The sequence below is a fragment of the Pseudomonas sp. Sample_23 genome, from assembly GCF_004307595.1.
GTDB lineage: Bacteria > Pseudomonadota > Gammaproteobacteria > Pseudomonadales > Pseudomonadaceae > Aquipseudomonas > Aquipseudomonas atacamensis.
Genome location: NZ_RCNX01000062.1, coordinates 23,474 through 39,845 on the forward strand (window position 1 = coordinate 23,474; position 16,372 = coordinate 39,845).

Annotated in this window: 18 protein-coding genes; 10 read left to right on the forward strand and 8 right to left on the reverse strand. The window is 60.0% G+C overall.

Translation table 11 applies throughout. The features are described 5' to 3' along the window. Positions 1-60: 60 nt before the first annotated feature. On the reverse strand, positions 61-1,899 hold the full coding sequence (locus D8U82_RS16410; RefSeq protein ID WP_130902533.1) for a long-chain-acyl-CoA synthetase: 1,839 nt from the start codon (positions 1,897-1,899) through the stop codon (positions 61-63). Between the two features lie 385 nt (positions 1,900-2,284). Between D8U82_RS16410 and D8U82_RS16415 the strand changes: the two genes are divergently transcribed. After that, positions 2,285-2,563, forward strand: coding sequence for a DUF3509 domain-containing protein (locus D8U82_RS16415; RefSeq protein ID WP_016773780.1), 279 nt, complete (start codon positions 2,285-2,287; stop codon positions 2,561-2,563). Positions 2,564-2,642: 79 nt separating this feature from the next. On the opposite strand, the gene mtnC is transcribed toward D8U82_RS16415, so the two are convergent. The 5 genes from mtnC to aroC all read right to left on the reverse strand — a co-directional run bounded on the left by mtnC (position 2,643) and on the right by aroC (position 6,863). After that, positions 2,643-3,326, reverse strand: coding sequence for an acireductone synthase (gene mtnC, locus D8U82_RS16420; RefSeq protein ID WP_130902534.1), 684 nt, complete (start codon positions 3,324-3,326; stop codon positions 2,643-2,645). Between the two features lie 4 nt (positions 3,327-3,330). After that, positions 3,331-3,876 carry an acireductone dioxygenase gene (locus tag D8U82_RS16425; protein ID WP_038861971.1) on the reverse strand — a complete coding sequence of 182 codons (546 nt, stop codon included), beginning with the start codon at positions 3,874-3,876 and terminating at the stop codon, positions 3,331-3,333. Between the two features lie 92 nt (positions 3,877-3,968). Next, positions 3,969-4,595 (reverse strand): methylthioribulose 1-phosphate dehydratase, encoded by a 627-nt coding sequence (locus D8U82_RS16430; RefSeq protein WP_016773777.1) that lies wholly within the window; start codon positions 4,593-4,595, stop codon positions 3,969-3,971. Further along, a complete protein-coding gene (locus tag D8U82_RS16435) occupies positions 4,592-5,737 on the reverse strand; it encodes an MFS transporter (RefSeq protein WP_073472596.1) in 1,146 nt (381 codons plus the stop codon). The genes D8U82_RS16430 and D8U82_RS16435 overlap by 4 nt, the downstream gene beginning before the upstream one ends. A 34-nt stretch (positions 5,738-5,771) precedes the next feature. Next, positions 5,772-6,863: a chorismate synthase gene (aroC, locus tag D8U82_RS16440; protein WP_024012223.1), complete on the reverse strand. Its 1,092-nt coding sequence runs from the start codon at positions 6,861-6,863 to the stop codon at positions 5,772-5,774. A 130-nt stretch (positions 6,864-6,993) separates the two neighbouring features. Between aroC and D8U82_RS16445 the strand changes: the two genes are divergently transcribed. Beyond that, positions 6,994-7,947 carry an alpha/beta fold hydrolase gene (locus D8U82_RS16445; protein WP_125927483.1) on the forward strand — a complete coding sequence of 318 codons (954 nt, stop codon included), beginning with the start codon at positions 6,994-6,996 and terminating at the stop codon, positions 7,945-7,947. Between the two features lie 99 nt (positions 7,948-8,046). Continuing rightward, complete coding sequence (locus D8U82_RS16450) at positions 8,047-8,838, forward strand: hypothetical protein (RefSeq protein ID WP_130887535.1); 792 nt, start codon at positions 8,047-8,049, stop codon at positions 8,836-8,838. A 58-nt stretch (positions 8,839-8,896) separates the two neighbouring features. Here D8U82_RS16450 and prmB read toward each other — a convergent pair whose 3' ends face one another. Next, positions 8,897-9,805 carry a 50S ribosomal protein L3 N(5)-glutamine methyltransferase gene (gene prmB, locus D8U82_RS16455; RefSeq protein WP_130887536.1) on the reverse strand — a complete coding sequence of 303 codons (909 nt, stop codon included), beginning with the start codon at positions 9,803-9,805 and terminating at the stop codon, positions 8,897-8,899. Between the two features lie 239 nt (positions 9,806-10,044). Between prmB and D8U82_RS16460 the strand changes: the two genes are divergently transcribed. The 5 genes from D8U82_RS16460 (at position 10,045) to D8U82_RS16480 (ending at position 12,817) form a co-directional block, all read left to right on the forward strand. Further along, positions 10,045-10,635, forward strand: coding sequence for a cysteine hydrolase family protein (locus D8U82_RS16460; protein ID WP_016773772.1), 591 nt, complete (start codon positions 10,045-10,047; stop codon positions 10,633-10,635). Between the two features lie 131 nt (positions 10,636-10,766). Further along, a complete protein-coding gene (locus D8U82_RS16465) occupies positions 10,767-11,087 on the forward strand; it encodes a hypothetical protein (RefSeq protein ID WP_016773771.1) in 321 nt (106 codons plus the stop codon). A 74-nt stretch (positions 11,088-11,161) separates the two neighbouring features. Further along, positions 11,162-11,719 carry a Smr/MutS family protein gene (locus tag D8U82_RS16470; protein WP_016773770.1) on the forward strand — a complete coding sequence of 186 codons (558 nt, stop codon included), beginning with the start codon at positions 11,162-11,164 and terminating at the stop codon, positions 11,717-11,719. Positions 11,720-11,796: 77 nt separating this feature from the next. Then, a complete protein-coding gene (gene folE / locus D8U82_RS16475; RefSeq protein ID WP_016773769.1) occupies positions 11,797-12,342 on the forward strand; it encodes a GTP cyclohydrolase I FolE in 546 nt (181 codons plus the stop codon). 103 nt (positions 12,343-12,445) lie between these two features. Continuing rightward, positions 12,446-12,817, forward strand: a complete 372-nt coding sequence (locus tag D8U82_RS16480; protein WP_016773768.1) for a glutathione S-transferase N-terminal domain-containing protein — start codon at positions 12,446-12,448, stop codon at positions 12,815-12,817. 137 nt (positions 12,818-12,954) lie between these two features. Here the strand turns inward: D8U82_RS16480 and D8U82_RS16485 are convergent, their stop codons facing one another. After that, on the reverse strand, positions 12,955-14,121 hold the full coding sequence (locus D8U82_RS16485; RefSeq protein WP_130887555.1) for a PLP-dependent aminotransferase family protein: 1,167 nt from the start codon (positions 14,119-14,121) through the stop codon (positions 12,955-12,957). A gap of 81 nt (positions 14,122-14,202) precedes the next feature. On the opposite strand from D8U82_RS16485, the gene D8U82_RS16490 reads away from it, so the two are divergent. Both D8U82_RS16490 and D8U82_RS16495 read left to right on the forward strand, forming a co-directional pair. Further along, the gene (locus D8U82_RS16490) at positions 14,203-14,649 is read left to right on the forward strand and encodes a MarR family transcriptional regulator (RefSeq protein ID WP_051600634.1); all 447 of its coding nucleotides are present in this window, start codon (positions 14,203-14,205) and stop codon (positions 14,647-14,649) included. Between the two features lie 289 nt (positions 14,650-14,938). Continuing rightward, complete coding sequence (locus D8U82_RS16495; protein WP_024012217.1) at positions 14,939-16,288, forward strand: NCS2 family permease; 1,350 nt, start codon at positions 14,939-14,941, stop codon at positions 16,286-16,288. Positions 16,289-16,372: the final 84 nt, after the last annotated feature.

Here is a 16,372-nt window from a genome sequence, read left to right on the forward strand (position 1 = left end):
GTTTCCCGAGCGCGACGGTGGCTGTCACTCGGTTTTTTCCGAGCGTCCCGATAGCCACACTCAATATCGATGTTTGCCCTGTTGAATTTCAGCGAGGATTTGCTCACTGACATGCACATAGGTTTCGCTGCCCGGCAGCCAGGCGAAGATCGGGTCATCGCCGGTGAGCCCGGGGTCAAAACCTTCCGTTTTCAGGCGAGTCTTCTGGTATTTGAAGGTCCCGGTGGTTTCCATTTTCACTTTCACCCGCAAGAACAACGGCACGGCATAAGCCGGCATGCGTTGCCGGACGAAACTCAGCAGTTCAGCGAAATCCAGCGTGGCCAAGGATTCGGCGGGAGTAATTGCAGCCATCCCCGCACGCCCGTTGGTGTTGGGGATCTCCACACCGTAGGCCACGGCTTCAGCGATCAGCGGATGTTGCAGCAACAAATTCTCGACTTCGGTGGTCGACACGTTTTCACCCTTCCAGCGATAGGTATCGCCGAGGCGATCAACAAATTGCGCATGGCCGAAACCGATATTGCGCAGCAGGTCGCCGGTGTTGAAAAAGCGATCGCCCTTGTTGAACACATCGTGGAGGACGACGCGGGCGGTTTTCTGCGGGTCGGTGTAACCGTCCAGCGGTGCCTTGTCGTCGATCCGCGCCAGCAGCAGGCCCTGCTCGCCCTTGCCGACCTTGCGCATGAAACCATCATCGCCGCGCAATGGCTCGCCACTGTCATGGTCGTAAGCGACCAGTTCCCACGCCATCAGCGAAAACCCGACGGTGTTGTCGAAATTGAGGATGTTGGTGAAACCGATGTTGCCGTCGCTCGCCGCGTACAGCTCACAAATGTGCTCGACGGCAAAACGCGTCTTGAACTCGGCCCAGGCACCAGGACGCAAACCATTGCCGATCATCTTGCGCACGTCGTGGCGGCTGTCATCGGCGCTGACCGGTTGCTCGACCAGGTAGCGACACAGCTCACCGACATAGCCGATGGTGGTTGCGCGATAGCGGCGCACGTCACCCCAGAACTGGCTGGCGCTGAACTTGCGGCGGATGGCAAAACCCGAGGCGCCATTGATCGCCGATCCCCAGCACACGCACAGGCCCGTGGCGTGATACAGCGGCAAGGTGCAGTAAACGACATCATCCGGGCGCATATCGAGGGCGATCATGCCGAAGCTCGCCGAACTGCGCATCCAGCGTCCATGCTTGAAGACCCCGGCCTTGGGCAGGCCGGTGGTGCCGGAGGTGTAGATGTAGAAACACGGATCGTCGAAGAAAATCTGTGCGCTGCTCGGCGGGTTATCGCTACTGGCGTCAGCACTGGCGCTGATCAGATTGACGTAACCCTCGGGCGCGATGCTCGGATGGCTGTAGGTGTCCTGATCGGCGACGAACCAGGTGCGCGGCGCTGCGATCGCAACCTGATCACGCACGCCGGCATAGGCAGCGGTCAGTTCTTCGCCAACCACAATAGCCACCGGCGCAACCAGATTGATGCTGTGAACAAGCGTGTCGCGCATCAACGAGGTATTGAGCAGCGCACTCACCGCGCCGAGCTTGGCCAGCGCCAGAATCGTCACCAGCAATTCCGCACGGTTCTCGATGAACACCGCGACCACATCGCCCTTGCCGATGCCTTGCTCGCTCAGGTAATGCGCAATGCGATTGGCCCACTGATTGACCTGCGTGTAGGTCAACGCCACGTCGCCCTGCAACAACGCCACACCATCGGGATTGCGCAGCGTCGCCTGCTCGAACGTCCAGCCCAGGCCGCACGTTTGGGTCGGATCCGTGACGTTGGCCACCTTCATGCCTTTGACCACCCGGGGGATGGCCTTGGCGATCATCGGCAGTTTGCGGAGCATCATGCCCCAGGTAATCGTGTCGCTTGGTGCGTGACGCATGAAAGCTCCCCGTTCGATCTTGACGTGCAGACCGCTGTTCTTGTTATCGGGTAATGACTGCGACCGACGCGTTTACGCCGTGGGTCGAGAAGGAAAGTACGTCAGTGCTCGCGGGGCTGTACACGCGGTTTTTGCAATGATTTGTATCCCGTCGCGCCTTCGGGGAAGAGCGGATTCTGGTACGGACGTTTGGTTCCGTTGTACGGAGAAAAATCACGCAAAATGCAGGATGCACGATGGCCATTCATGCAGATTGCACGACGCCTGCAAAATGCAATGCCTTCAACTTATTGATTTTAAAGGGATTTTATTCGCATCAATACTGGCACAAACGCTGCAACTACCTCCGCATGCTTGCCATTCAAGTACATACGGAGCTGATGACATGAGCCTGATTCAAGAAAAATTTACATCGCTGTTCTCCAACTACGAAGTCAGCACTGCCCCACGTCCTGACGGTGGCATCCTGCTCACTCTGCGTAGCAGCGACGGCAAAGTCTTCAAACGCGCCCTCTCGTATCAGCAACTGCATGCCGGTGACCAACTGTCGTGGGCGATCAGCGCGATCCGCCGCGACCTGGCCGAACAAGCCAGCGAGCTGCCGCAAATTGCAATGCTGCAGAGCCAGCAGCGTTTTGCTCTGCCGACGTATCACTCGCTGTAATTTGCTTTAAACAAAAACAGGCCGTGGAGCATGCGCTTCACGGCCTGTTTGTTTATGTCTGCCACATATTTACTGTGGGTCAGAACGCTTCCGGTTCGATTCCAGTAAAGCTGTCAACCGTCAAGTGCCCTGCCAACTCCCCGCCCTCACGCGCCAGGCCACAAGTCTTCATGCCGGCCGACTGGGCAGCGTCGAGCTCTTCGACGATATCCGACAGGAACAGGATTTCATCGGCTTCAACACCCACCGCCTGCTGAATGTTGCGGTAGGACTGCGCCTCACGCTTCGGCCCCGATGTGGTGTCGAAATAGCCGCTGAACAGCGGTGTCAGATCCCCCGCCTCCGAGCAACCGAAAATCAGTTTCTGCGCCTGGATCGAGCCGGACGAGTAAACAAACAGTTGATAACCGGCCGCATGCCAACGTTGCAGCGCTTCAACGGCATCCGGATAGACATGCCCCTTCAACTGCCCGGCCTGATAGCCCTGCGCCCAGACCATGCCTTGCAACTCCTTCAACGGCGTGGCCTTGCGGTCTTCGGCGATCCAGCTCAAAAGAATTTCAACAACCCGTTCAACATCGGCCTGCGGCTCATTGCTGTCTCGGCGCACGGCGTCGAGCTGTTCGGCGACATCAGCACGCGAAGCGTTCTGCCGCGCAAAGTCGGGCAAATGTTTGGCGGCGTAGGGAAACAGCACGTCGAAGACGAAACTCACCGCGCTGGTGGTGCCTTCGATGTCGGTGAGGATGGCTTTGATCGACACGGTTTCAGTCCTCCAGACGAGGGAAGCGGCCGGCGATGTCTTCGCCGGTGAAATTGGCAACCCAGCCTTCCGGGTTGTTGAACAGACGGATCGCCACGAAGTGCGGATGTTCGCCCATGTCGAACCAGTGCTTGGTGCCGGCCGGAACCGAGATCAGGTCGTTCTTTTCACAGAGCACGGCATAGACGTAATCGTCGATGTGCAGGGTAAACAAGCCACGACCGGCGACGAAAAATCGCACTTCGTCTTCGCCGTGACGGTGCTCTTCGAGGAACTTGGCGCGCAGCTCGGCTTTTTGCGGGTGATCGCTGTTGAGGCTGATCACATCGACGGTGATGTAGCCGCGCTCGGTCATCAATTTGTCGATCTGCTCTTTATAGGCACTGATGACTTCTTCCTGACTGGCGCCGGGCTGAATTTTCGCGGCAGCTTGCCAGCGGTCGAAACGCACGCCCTGCTCGGCCAGCGTCGAGGCGATGTCTTCGAAATGGGTCAGCACCTTGTTGGGAATCTCAGGGCTGGAAACGTGATAAACGGACAGGCTGCTCATGGGCAATTCCTCGGTAGCGGCGGCGCCGTCCGGCTCTTGCAGACCGGTCGGGCGCCGCATGGCATCAGGCAAACGGGCTGTTTCAGATGAACTCAGCCTTGGCGGTTCATGACGCTGCGGGTTTTCAACTCGCATTCAAACAGGAATTCAAAAGCCTCGATCTGCCGCAGCGCGTCGCTCATCTGCGCGCCCCAGGTGTAGAGGCCATGGCCGCGAATCAGATAACCGACGCAATCGGGATGGGCGTCGAGCCAAGGCTGCACCTTGGCGGCGAGGCGCGCAATGTCCTGATCGTTGTCAAAAATCGGCACACGCACCCGCGATTCATGAGTCGAGATGCCGCTGAAGGCTTTCTGCAATTCGTAGTCTTCGAACTCGATGAAGTCTTGCGGAGTCAGACGCGACAGCACCGTGGCATTCACCGAATGGGTGTGCAGCACCGCACCGATCTCCGCGCGCCAGCTATAGAGCTGGGTGTGCAGCAAGGTTTCGGCGGAGGGTTTCTTGCCTGGTTCCAGGCTATTGCCGGACAGATCGGTAGCGAGTACGTCATCCACACCCAACTGGCCCTTGTGCTTGCCCGATACGGTCAACAGCGCTTCGCTCGGCGACAGGCGCGTCGAATAGTTGCTGCTGGTGGCTGGTGACCAGCCACGGCCATATAGAAAACGTCCGGCGTCAACGATCTGCTGGGCGAGCTGTTCACGGCTAAGGCTCATGGCCTGTCCTCTTGCATACATGTGGCAATGATAACGGCAGCGGCAAGCGCTGCGAGACTGGCAATACTAAAGGTCAATGTCGCGCCGAGGGCGTTCCAGCTGTAGCCGGAATACAGCGCGCCGAGCGCCCCGCCGGTGCCGGCCAGTGCCGCATACAGCGCCTGGCCCTGGCCTTGCTGGCGGGCGCCGAAACTACGTTGCACGAAAGCGATGGCAGCCGCATGAAAGCTGCCGAAAGTCGCTGCGTGCAGCACTTGGGCGAACAACAGCACCCAGAGAAACTCCGCAAACGAACCGAGCAGCACCCAACGCAACGCCGCCAGCAGGAAACTCGCCAGCAGCACCCGGCGCAGGGAAAAGCGCGCCAGAATGCGGCTCATGGCCATGAACATCAGCACTTCCGCCACCACACCCACGGCCCAAAGCATGCCGATGACGCCACGGCTGTAACCGAGGCGTTCAAGGTGCAGAGTCAGAAAGGTGTAATACGGCCCGTGGCTGACCTGCATCAGCGCGACGCAGGCATAAAACGCCAACACGCCGGGATGGCGCAATTGCTTGAGAAAGCCCTCGCCCGCCGGCCGATTGCCTTGCGCCGGCTGCGCATTCGGCACCCACAGGCTGCTGAGAACGATACCGGCCATGATCAGCACCAGTGCCGCCGGGTAGATGTCCAGACTCAGCCATTCGAACAGCCGACCCAGCACTACCACAGTGATGATGAAACCGATCGAGCCCCACAGGCGAATCTGGCTGTAGCGCGATGTTTGCCCCTGCAGATGCGCGAGGGTGATGACTTCGAACTGCGGCAGCACCGCGTGCCAGAAGAACGCATGCAGGGCCATGACCATCGCCAGCCAGGCGTAGGTCTGGCTGACGAAAATCAGCGAAAAGGTCAGCAACGTACAGACCGCGCCAAAGCGCACGATGGCCAGACGCCTGCCGGTGTAATCGCCGAGCCAGCCCCAGATGTTCGGCGCCACACAGCGCATCAGCATCGGAATCGCCACCAGCTCGCCGATGCGCGCGGCGCTGAAGCCGAGGTGATCGAAGTACAGCGCCAGAAACGGCGCTGTCGAACCGAGCAAGGCGAAATAGAACAGATAGAAACTGGACAGCCGCCAGTAAGGAAGCGCCGCCACGCCGGTTATACCGCAGCGGCTTTGAGCGCAGCCATCAGAGCTGGCCCAGCACCGGCGTGCTCACGCGCACATCGGCGTTCTGCCCACGGTGGCGCAGCAGGTGATCCATCAGCACGATGGCCATCATCGCTTCGGCGATCGGCGTCGCGCGGATACCGACGCAAGGGTCGTGACGACCCTTGGTGATCACGTCGACCGGGTTGCCATTCACGTCGATCGAGCGGCCCGGGGTGGTGATGCTCGAGGTCGGTTTCAATGCCAGATGCGCAACGATTGGCTGGCCGGACGAGATGCCACCGAGGATGCCGCCGGCGTTGTTGCTGAGAAAACCCTCCGGCGTCAGTTCATCGCGGTGTTCGGTGCCGCGCTGGGCGACACAGGCGAAACCGGCGCCGATCTCCACGCCTTTGACTGCGTTGATGCTCATCAGCGCGTGGGCCAGTTCGGCGTCGAGGCGATCGAAAATCGGCTCGCCAAGGCCCGGCATCACGCCTTCGGCGACCACGGTGATCTTCGCCCCGACCGAGTCCTGATCGCGGCGCAACTGGTCCATGTAGGCTTCCAGCTCCGGGACCTTGTCCGGGTCAGGGCTGAAGAAAGCGTTTTCTTCGACCGAATCCCAGGTCTTGAACGGTATTTCGATCGGGCCGAGCTGGCTCATGTAGCCGCGGATGACGATGCCCTGACTGGCCAGATACTTCTTGGCGATCGCACCGGCCGCTACGCGCATGGCGGTTTCCCGCGCCGAACTGCGGCCACCGCCGCGATAATCGCGCTCGCCGTATTTGTGGTGATAGGTGTAATCGGCGTGTGCCGGGCGGAACAGGTCCTTGATCGCCGAGTAGTCCTTGGACTTCTGGTCGGTATTGCGAATCAGCAGGCCGATCGAGCAACCCGTGGTGCGGCCCTCGAACACGCCGGAGAGGATTTCGACTTCATCGGCTTCCTGGCGCTGGGTGGTGTGGCGGCTGGTGCCAGGCTTGCGGCGATCGAGGTCGCGCTGCAGATCTTCCAGGGAAATCTCCAGGCCCGGCGGGCAGCCGTCGACAATGGCGACCAACGCCGGACCATGGCTTTCGCCAGCGGTGGTGACAGTGAACAACTTGCCGTAGGTATTGCCGGACATGCAGGACGCTCCGTGAAATCAAACCCGAATTCTTGATGCGCGCCAGTATACGCAGGCTAACCGAGTAGTTCATCCTCGAACCTTAGTGGTGCTGGCGAGTCCAACCGGCACCTTGACCAATGATGGCGTGATGATGCTGCGAGTTCTGATCTTGAGTCTTACCCTCTTTACCGGCTTTGCCCAAGCGACAGTCCTACAGCGCCCGGTCACTCTGGACACCGGCAGCGGCGAACTTTTCGGTTCGCTGTTGCTGCCCAAGTCCGACAGCCCGGTGCCGATTGTTCTGATGATTTCTGGCTCGGGTCCTACAGATCGCGACGGAAACAACCCCGACGGCGGGCGCAATGACAGCCTCAAGCGCTTGGCCTGGGTGCTGGCCAAACACAACATCGCCAGCGTGCGCTACGACAAGCGTGGCGTTGCGGCGAGCCTGGCGGCCGCTCCCGATGAACGTGATCTGTCAGTAGAAAGCTATGCGGCGGACGCGGTGGCGTGGGGGCAGAAGCTCAAGGCCGATCCGCGTTTCGGCAAACTGATTCTGCTCGGCCACAGCGAAGGCGCGCTGATTGCCAGTCTCGCCGCGCCGAAGCTGGACGCAGCGGCGGTGATCTCGCTGTCCGGCAGCGCGCGCCCGGTCGATCAGGTCATCCGCGAACAGTTGGCGCGAAGCCTGCCGCCACCATTGATGCTGCGCAGCAACGAACTGCTCGACAGCCTCAAGGCCGGCCACACCGATGACAACGTGCCGCAACCGTTGCAGGTGATCTTTCGCCCGAGCGTGCAGCCGTACCTGATTTCGCTGTTCCGTCAGGACCCGGCGCAAGCCTTTGCCCAGCTGAAAATGCCGGCACTGATCGTTCAAGGCAGCAACGACATTCAGGTCGGCACCGAGGACGCGAAGCTGCTCAAGGCGGCGAAACCGGACGCGCAACTGACGGTGATCGAAGGCATGAATCATGTGCTGCGCATCGTCCACAACGACATGAAGCGGCAATTGGCCTCCTACAAGGACCCGAATTTGCCCCTGGCCGCCGAACTGGGCGCCGCCGTCATCGAATTTATTGACGGAATTCGTGCAAGTTAACTGCGTTTTACCCTCCAGCCTCACAGAAAACGGCCGATAAGCCTTTGTCGCCAGCGCAACGTCTGGCGGCAAGCAGGGCTTGGACAGGATCTCGCCGTTATGACTGAAACCCAGACTTCACCCGACACCAGCGCTGAAAAAGACGCATCGCCAGCGGTCGAACTGCCGTGGGCGGACGTTCAGGCCGAGCACCACAAGATGCTCCGCCTGGCGCCGCTGCAGACCGACCGCAACACCGGCGGCCGGCCGTTGCGCTTTGTCGAATTCGGTTACGCCGAGCGCAACAGCAAAGAGCGCAGCCTGATGCGCATGGCGATCAAGCTGCCCAACCAGCGCGTGCGCAAAGAGCAGAATCATCTCGATGTGTGGGTCGACCACGCGAGCAAACGAGTGAGTTTCGGTCCCGACAGTGGCTTGCAGATCGAACCGCTGAATCGCGGTATCGGCCGCTTCATGGCTGCGCAAGGCATCAATTGGGCGAAAAAGCGCTGGCCCGGCTACACCGTTGAAGGCATGGACCTGAACAACAAGGACGCGCTCAACGAAGACACTCGCTTGCGTCGCGACCATTTCCTGCGCGTGCACGGTTTCGATGTGGCTTACGCCGATGCCCAGCATTTGAAAGGCAGCATCAAGGCGGTGCAGGTCGGTGATCTGCTCGGTGACTGGAACAGCGAAAAGCTGCAGATCGTCGAAATTCTTGAAGCCGCGCAGATGCTGCAGCAGGCCGAACAGAATCTCGCCGAGCAGGAAGTGAAGCTGAAGAAGCAGGAAGAAAAAGTCAGCAAGTTCAAGCGCGAAGATGCCGGGTTGCGTTTCACCATTACGTGTCTGGTGGCGTTTGCGGTGTTTCAGGCGGGGTTGTTGATCTGGATTGCTACACACCGCTGAGGGCTTGAGCGCGTACTGATCGTTCCCATGCGGAGCGTGGGAACGATCTGTCACAACCTTAGACGCGGGACGCGAACAGGGCCTGATGCGCGCGGCACTGCTCGGCGGTCAGCATGAACACGCCATGCCCGCCGCGCTGGAACTCCAGCCAGGCGAAATCGACTTCCGGGTACAACGCCTCGACGTGCACCTGGCTGTTGCCTACCTCGACAATCAACAAACCTTTCTCGGTCAGGTGATCCGCCGCTTCGGCGAGCATGCGCCGGACCAGATTCAGACCATCATCACCGCAGGCCAGGCCCAGTTCCGGCTCGTGCTGATATTCGTCCGGCATGTCGGCGAAATCTTCGGCGTCGACGTAGGGCGGGTTCGACACGATCAGGTCGAAACGCTGACCCGGCAAGCCATCGAAACCATCACCCTGCACGGTGTAGACGCGCTCATCGACGCCATGGCGCTCGATGTTCTGGTTGGCCACTTCCAGCGCTTCGAACGACAGGTCCGCGAGCACCACTTCGGCATTCTGGAATTCGAAAGCGCAGGCAATGCCGATGCAGCCGGAACCCGTGCACAGGTCGAGAATCCGCGCCGGTTCGTTGCCGATCCACGGTGCAAAGCGGTTTTCGATCAGTTCACCAATCGGCGAACGCGGGATCAGCACGCGCGGGTCGACGATGAACGACATGCCGCAGAACCACGCCTCGCCGAGCAGATAGGCGGTGGGAACGCGATCTTCGATGCGGCGCTTGAGCAAGCGCTGCAGATTGACCAGTTCGTCATCTTCCAGCGCGCAATCAAGATAGCTGTCGGCGATTTCCCAAGGCAGGTGCAAAGCGCCCAGTACCAACTGGCGCGCCTCGTCCCAGGCGTTGTCGGTGCCATGACCGAAAAACAGATCCTCCCCATGGAAGCGGCTGACGGCCCAACGGATATGGTCGCGCAGGGTACGAAGTCGGGAAGTGATCACGGCGTAGAACTCCAGAAAAAACGACTGGCGATTCTAGCAGCCAAAACGCGCGACGACGACGCAGGAAAAACCACGCGGTTCCGGTAGGAGTTTTCTTTTTTTTGCATCAGGCATTGAACGGAACGTGTAACTTGACAAGGCTGCAGGCCAAGAACGACGGCGCCTACGATGGTAGCGATTCACAGAACCGCTCAGCCAGAGGACAATGTCGCAAAAGCCCCACCCCGAGGAGCCCCAGAATGTCCGTTCCAAAAACGATGTTTCAACTCAGCGGTCGCGGTTACGCAGCGGCCACCCTGAGCCATGCCACCGTGGTCATCATCGATGCCCAGAAGGAATACCTCAGTGGCCCGCTGGCCCTGAGCGGCATGGACGCGGCCGTCGCGAACATCAAACAAGTGGTTGCCGCAGCCCGTGCCGCCGGTCGGCCGATCGTGCACGTGCGTCATCTCGGCACCGTTGGTGGCCTGTTCGACCCGCAGGGCGAACGCGGCGAATTCATCCCCGGTCTCGAACCGCAAGGCGATGAAACCATTATCGGCAAACTGCTGCCGAGCGCGTTCCATGGCACCGAACTGCTCGAGCGCCTGCAGAACCTCGGCTCTTTGGATCTGATCGTTTGCGGTTTCATGAGTCACTCCAGCGTCAGCACCACCGTGCGCGCGGCGAAGAACCTCGGTTTCCGCTGCACCCTGGTCGAAGACGCCTGCGCGACCCGCGATCTGCCGTTCAAGGGCGGCGTGCTCAGCGCCGAACGCGTGCAGGAAGCGGAAATGGCGATCATGGCCGACAACTTCGCCACGCTGGCCAAGACTCAGGACCTGATCTGATCCTGCCCTTGTGAGCGGTGCGTTGGCGCCGCTCATCCGCTATATCCGCTGATTTGCCGCAAATGCCATAGCCTCAGGAACAACCCGGTCAACTCCCGGTCGAAGGGCCGATACCATTGAGGAAGGTCGGAATGAAGTTATCCGATGGATTTGACGCACGCCGTTTGCGGCCCAAAGGCCAAAGCAACTGGCGTTTTCGATTTGGCGCGGCGATCTCGGCCATTCTGGCGACGTTCGGCGTGCTGCTGGCGATGGCCGGCGCCGCCAGCCTGCTCGGCCGCCCGCCGGCGCTGGGTGACCTGAACGCATCACCGCTGGGCTCGGCAATCATGCTTGCCGTCGGCTTGCTGTTTCTGTACTTCGGCGTTGCTCTGTGGCGCCGCTGCCGCCGTCGCGCACGGCAATCGCGGGAACTGAACATGTCCCCGCATCTGATGAAAAAACACGACTGACCCAACGGCCTGGCTTTTTGCCGGGCCGTTTTCTGTCGACTTGGGTAAACTGGCCGCCCTTCGCGGAGGCTGACATGCAAGACGACGATTTTTCTCTGTTCAAAAGTGCCATCCAGGGCGTCAAGCCGATCAAGCACGACCGCGCCGACACCGGCAAACCCAAGGCTGACCGCGCGCAGATCGCCAAGCTGCGTCAGTCCGCCACCGTGCGCAGCGACACCACCATCATTGACGGCTTGTCCGACCAGTTCGTGATCGACGTCGGCCCGGAAGACGAGCTGATGTGGTCCCGCGACGGCGTGCAGGAAAGCCAGATGCGCAAGCTCAAGGTCGGGCAGATCCCGTTCGAAGGCAGTCTCGACCTGCACGGCATGAGCGTGGAAAAGGCCCGGGAGACGCTTTGGGCCTTTCTCGCCGAAGCAACCAAATTCGAAATCCGCTGCGTGCGCGTGACTCACGGCAAGGCTGTGCGCCTGGATGGCAAGCGGCCGATGATCAAAAGCCACGTCAACACCTGGCTGCGCCAGCATGCGCAAGTGCTCGGTTTCTGCTCCTGCCAGGCCCGCCACGGCGGCGCCGGCGCGGTTTATGTGATGCTGAAACGGACGATGATGGAAGGCCGCGACGAATAAAGCCGTCACACCGAACTTGCAGGGTTGTGTCCGCCACCGTACCCTTGCCCTTTGCGAAAATCCCCACAGGTAGTTTCATGTCCCTGGAACAGAATTACACCGCGATTCTCGGCCAATTGGGCGAGGACGTGTCCCGCGAGGGCCTGCTCGACACGCCAAAGCGTGCCGCCAAAGCCATGCAGTACCTCTGCCGTGGTTATGCACAGACGCTCGAAGAGGTCACCAATGGTGCCCTGTTCAGCTCCGACAACAGCGAAATGGTGCTGGTCAAGGACATCGAGCTGTATTCGTTGTGCGAACACCACCTGCTGCCGTTCATCGGCAAGGCGCATGTCGCCTATATCCCGAGCGGCAAAGTGCTGGGCCTGTCGAAGGTTGCGCGGATCGTCGATATGTACGCGCGCCGCCTGCAGATTCAGGAAAACCTCAGCCGCCAGATCGCCGATGCCGTGATGCAAGTGACCGGCGCGCTGGGCGTGGCCGTGGTGATCGAAGCCAAGCACATGTGCATGATGATGCGCGGCGTCGAAAAGCAGAATTCGTCGATGATCACTTCGGTGATGCTCGGTGAATTCCGTGAAAACGCGGCGACCCGTAGCGAATTCCTCAGCCTCATCAAGTAATTCGCAACAGAAAAGAACCGGCGTTGATCGCCGGTTTTTTTTCGCCTGTGAAAAATCGGGTAAGCTGCGCGCCTTTCTTCATTTGCACCGTGAGGCTTTCAACGTGTTCGTCAAAGCGCTTCGTGTCGGCCTCGGCCAACTGGTTATCTTCATCGATTTCATCACCCGCCCGGGCAAGAAAAAACGCCCCGCTGCTGCTCAGGCGCAAGTCGACGCTGCCGCGAAAGATCTGACGCTGTATCAGTTTCACGCCTGCCCCTTCTGCGTGAAAACCCGCCGCGCCCTGCATCGTCTGAATGTGCCGGTGGCACTGAAAGACGCGAAGAACAACGAGCAGGATCGCCAGACTCTGCTGGAACAGGGTGGCCGAATCAAAGTGCCTTGCCTGCGTATCGACGAGAATGGGCAAACCACCTGGATGTATGAATCCAAGGTGATTATCGATTACCTGGATAAGCGGTTTGCGGCGGTCTGATGTTAATGGGTTGGAGCGCTAGCCGCTTTCGCGAGCAGGCTCGCTCCCACCCTTGAAACGCATCCCGTCCTGTGGGAGCGAGCCTGCTCGCGAAGAGGCCCGCACTGACAACGCCGGCCCTTGAGCCGGCGTTTTTGCTAGGCCGCCCTCTCCATCTGCGCCCGCCGCACCACCGCCGCCAACCGCTTCAACCCCTCATCCAGCCGCGCCGGATCAATGTGGCTGAAGTTCAAGCGCAAATGCCCATGATGCTTGTCCGGCTCAGGAAAGAACGGCTCACCGGGCATGAATGCCACATCATTGGCCAACGCCTCATTGAGCAATGACCGGGTGTCCAGCGGTTGCTTCAACGTCAGCCAAAAAAACAGCCCGCCCTGGGGCATGTTCCACTCAGCCAGATCGGCAAAATGCTCCTCCAGCGCCAACTGAAACGCATCGCGCCGCTGCCGATAGAAATCCCGCAACTCGCTCAAATGCTGTTGATACTTCTGCGAGCCGATCCATTGCAGCGCCTGCCACTGGCCGATGCGATTGGTGTGCAGGTCCGCCGATTGCTTGAGTCTGAGCAGGTGCGGGAACAGATCCGGACTGGCGATCAAGTAACCGACACGCAAACCCGGGAGCAAGGTTTTCGACACGGTGCCGGTGTAGATCCAGCTGGCTTTTCTCAGACGCGCGGCAATCGGCTTCGCGCTGCCACCATCGAAAGTCAGTTCGCGGTATGGCTCATCTTCAATCAGCGTGACGCCAAATTCATCGAGCAATGCCGCGACTGCGGCGCGCTTGGCCTCGCTGTAGCGCACGGCGGAAGGATTTTGGAAAGTCGGGATCAGGTAGATAAACGCCGGGCGATGCTGCTCTAAACGATTACGCAATTGCGCCAGATTTGGGCCGTCGGCTTCCTGCGCCACAGTCAGGCAGTCGGCGCCGAACAGCTGGAAGATTTGCAGCGCGGCCAGATAAGTCGGCGCCTCCAACAGAATTTCCGTGCCCTTGTCGATGTACAGCTTGGCCGCGAGATCCAGGGTTTGCTGCGAGCCGCTGACCACCAGCACCTGACTCGCCTCGCATTCAAGGCCCAGCGCCCTCGCCTCTGCCGCCAGCGCCTCGCGCAAGGCCGGCTCGCCTTCGCTCATGCCGTACTGCCCCAGCGACAGCGGCATCTCGTCCCACTCCACCTTCGGCAACATCGTCTCAGCGGGCAAACCGCCGGCAAACGACATCACCTCTGGACGCTGGGCGGCGGCGAGGATTTCTCGGATCAAAGAACTTTTCAGGCGCGAGACACGTTCGGAAAAAGCCATGGTGGTCACCGTAGCGAGGCAGGTAAAAAATGAGTCAAACTGGTTGACTGAAACTACGACATCTTGAGCGAGTACGTCAACATGCTTGACCTTAAAAACCCCGCAAGTCAGCAACAGGCCATGGAAGCGTTCTTCTTCGGCTATCAGGCGTTCACGGCCAAGGCGGATGAAATGCTCGAGCGCCGCGGACTCTCGCGGGTACATCAGCGCATCGTGTTTTTCATCGCGCGCTATCCGAACCTGAGTGTGAAAGAGTTGCTGGCCCTGCTGGGCGTGAGCAAACAAGCGTTGAACATGCCCCTGCGCCAGTTGCAGGAAATGCATCTGGTCGACAGCGTCGCTTCACAGACGGACAAGCGTAAGCGCCTGCTTGAGCTGACGGCGGAAGGCGCGAAGTTCGAGCAGGCGTTGCGCCGTGAGCAGGTGAAATTGCTTGAGCGGGTGTTTGCCGAGGCTGGGGAAGCGGCGGTGAATGGGTGGTTGGCGGTGAATCTGGCGCTTGGGGGCAGTCAGACGCATCTCGATTGACAGGACCGCCCTCTTCGCGAGCAGGCTCGCTCCCACAGGGGAACGCTTTACAAAGGTGGGAGCGAGCCTGCTCGCGAAGCCATCCTGGGGCCATATATCCCTATCAGCAAAAAAATCGGCGACAAAAACCAAAACAATATTTGCTTTATTTGTACACAAAAGCATAATCCACTGCGTGCGAGTTCCTGACTACACGGTCAACAAATTCGCGTATGCCTCAAAGGGCCGCTGCCACCCCTCATGGGTCCGGCCCTGGAAATAACAATAAAACTCTTGAGGAGTACTCGCTGTGGAAAGCCGCAAATCCGAAGCACCGCCGCTCGAGCTCACGCCGCCATTACGCAATGGCTTGCTGGAGCGTCTGTTCAAACTCAGCTTGCATGGCACCACGGTGAAGACCGAGCTGATTGCCGGTCTGACAACCTTCATCACCATGGCTTACATCATCTTCGTCAACCCGAACATCATGGCCGATGCCGGCATCGATCACGGTGCAGCCTTCGTCGCCACCTGTATCGCTGCCGCATTGGGCTGCCTGTTGATGGGGCTCTACGCCAACTGGCCGGTCGGCCTGGCGCCGGGCATGGGCCTCAATGCTTTCTTCACTTACACCGTGGTCGGCACCATGGGCTACAACTGGGAAACCGCCCTCGGCGCGGTGTTCGTCTCCGGCGTGCTGTTCATGTTCCTGACCTTTTCGCGGATTCGCGAGTGGCTGCTCAACAGCATCCCGGTCAGCCTGCGGTTTGCCATGGGCGCCGGTGTCGGTCTGTTTCTGGGCCTGATCGGGCTGAAGACTGCCGGTATCGTCGTCGACAGCCCGGCCACACTGATCAAACTTGGCTCGCTGCGCGAACCCGGCCCACTGCTCGCTGCGATCTGCTTCCTCATGATCGCGATCCTCAGTTACCACCGCGTGTTCGGTGCGATTCTGATCAGCATCATCACCGTTACCCTCGCCGGTTGGGGCCTGGGTTTGGTCCATTACGAGGGCATCATGTCCGCGCCGCCGAGCCTGGCGCCGACCTGGATGGCAATGAACGTCGCCGGCGTGTTCAACGTCAGTATGATCAGCGTGGTGCTCGCCTTCCTCTTCGTGCACATGTTCGACACCGCCGGCACGCTGATGGGCGTGGCCCAGCGCGCCAACCTTGTCGCCGCTGACGGTCGCATCGAGAACCTTTCCCGAGCCATGAAGGCCGACAGCGCATCCAGCGTATTCGGCGCGGTGGTTGGCGTGCCCCCAGTGACAAGTTACGTGGAAAGTGCCGCCGGCGTAGCCGCTGGTGGTCGGACTGGTCTTACCGCCGTCACCGTGGGTGTGCTATTTATAGCGGCCATGTTTTTCGCACCGCTGGCTGGCATGATTCCCGCTTATGCCACGGCAGGCGCCCTGATTTACGTGGCGATGCTGATGATGGGCGGCATGGCCCACATCGAATGGGACGAGGCGACCGACGCCATTCCGGCGATTGTCACGGCGATCATGATGCCGCTGACCTTCTCCGTCGCCGACGGCATCGCGCTGGGCTTTATTACCTACGTCGCGTTGAAGGCCGGCACCGGCAAGTACAAGGAAATTTCCGTCAGCCTGTGGGTGCTCTGCGCGATCTTCATCGCCAAGTTCATCTTCCTGTAAGCGCTGCGCGGTTCAGGCTTCAAACCAGCCTCACCCTCACCGGTGGGGCTTTTGCACATCCCGATAACAACAAAGGAGCAAAAC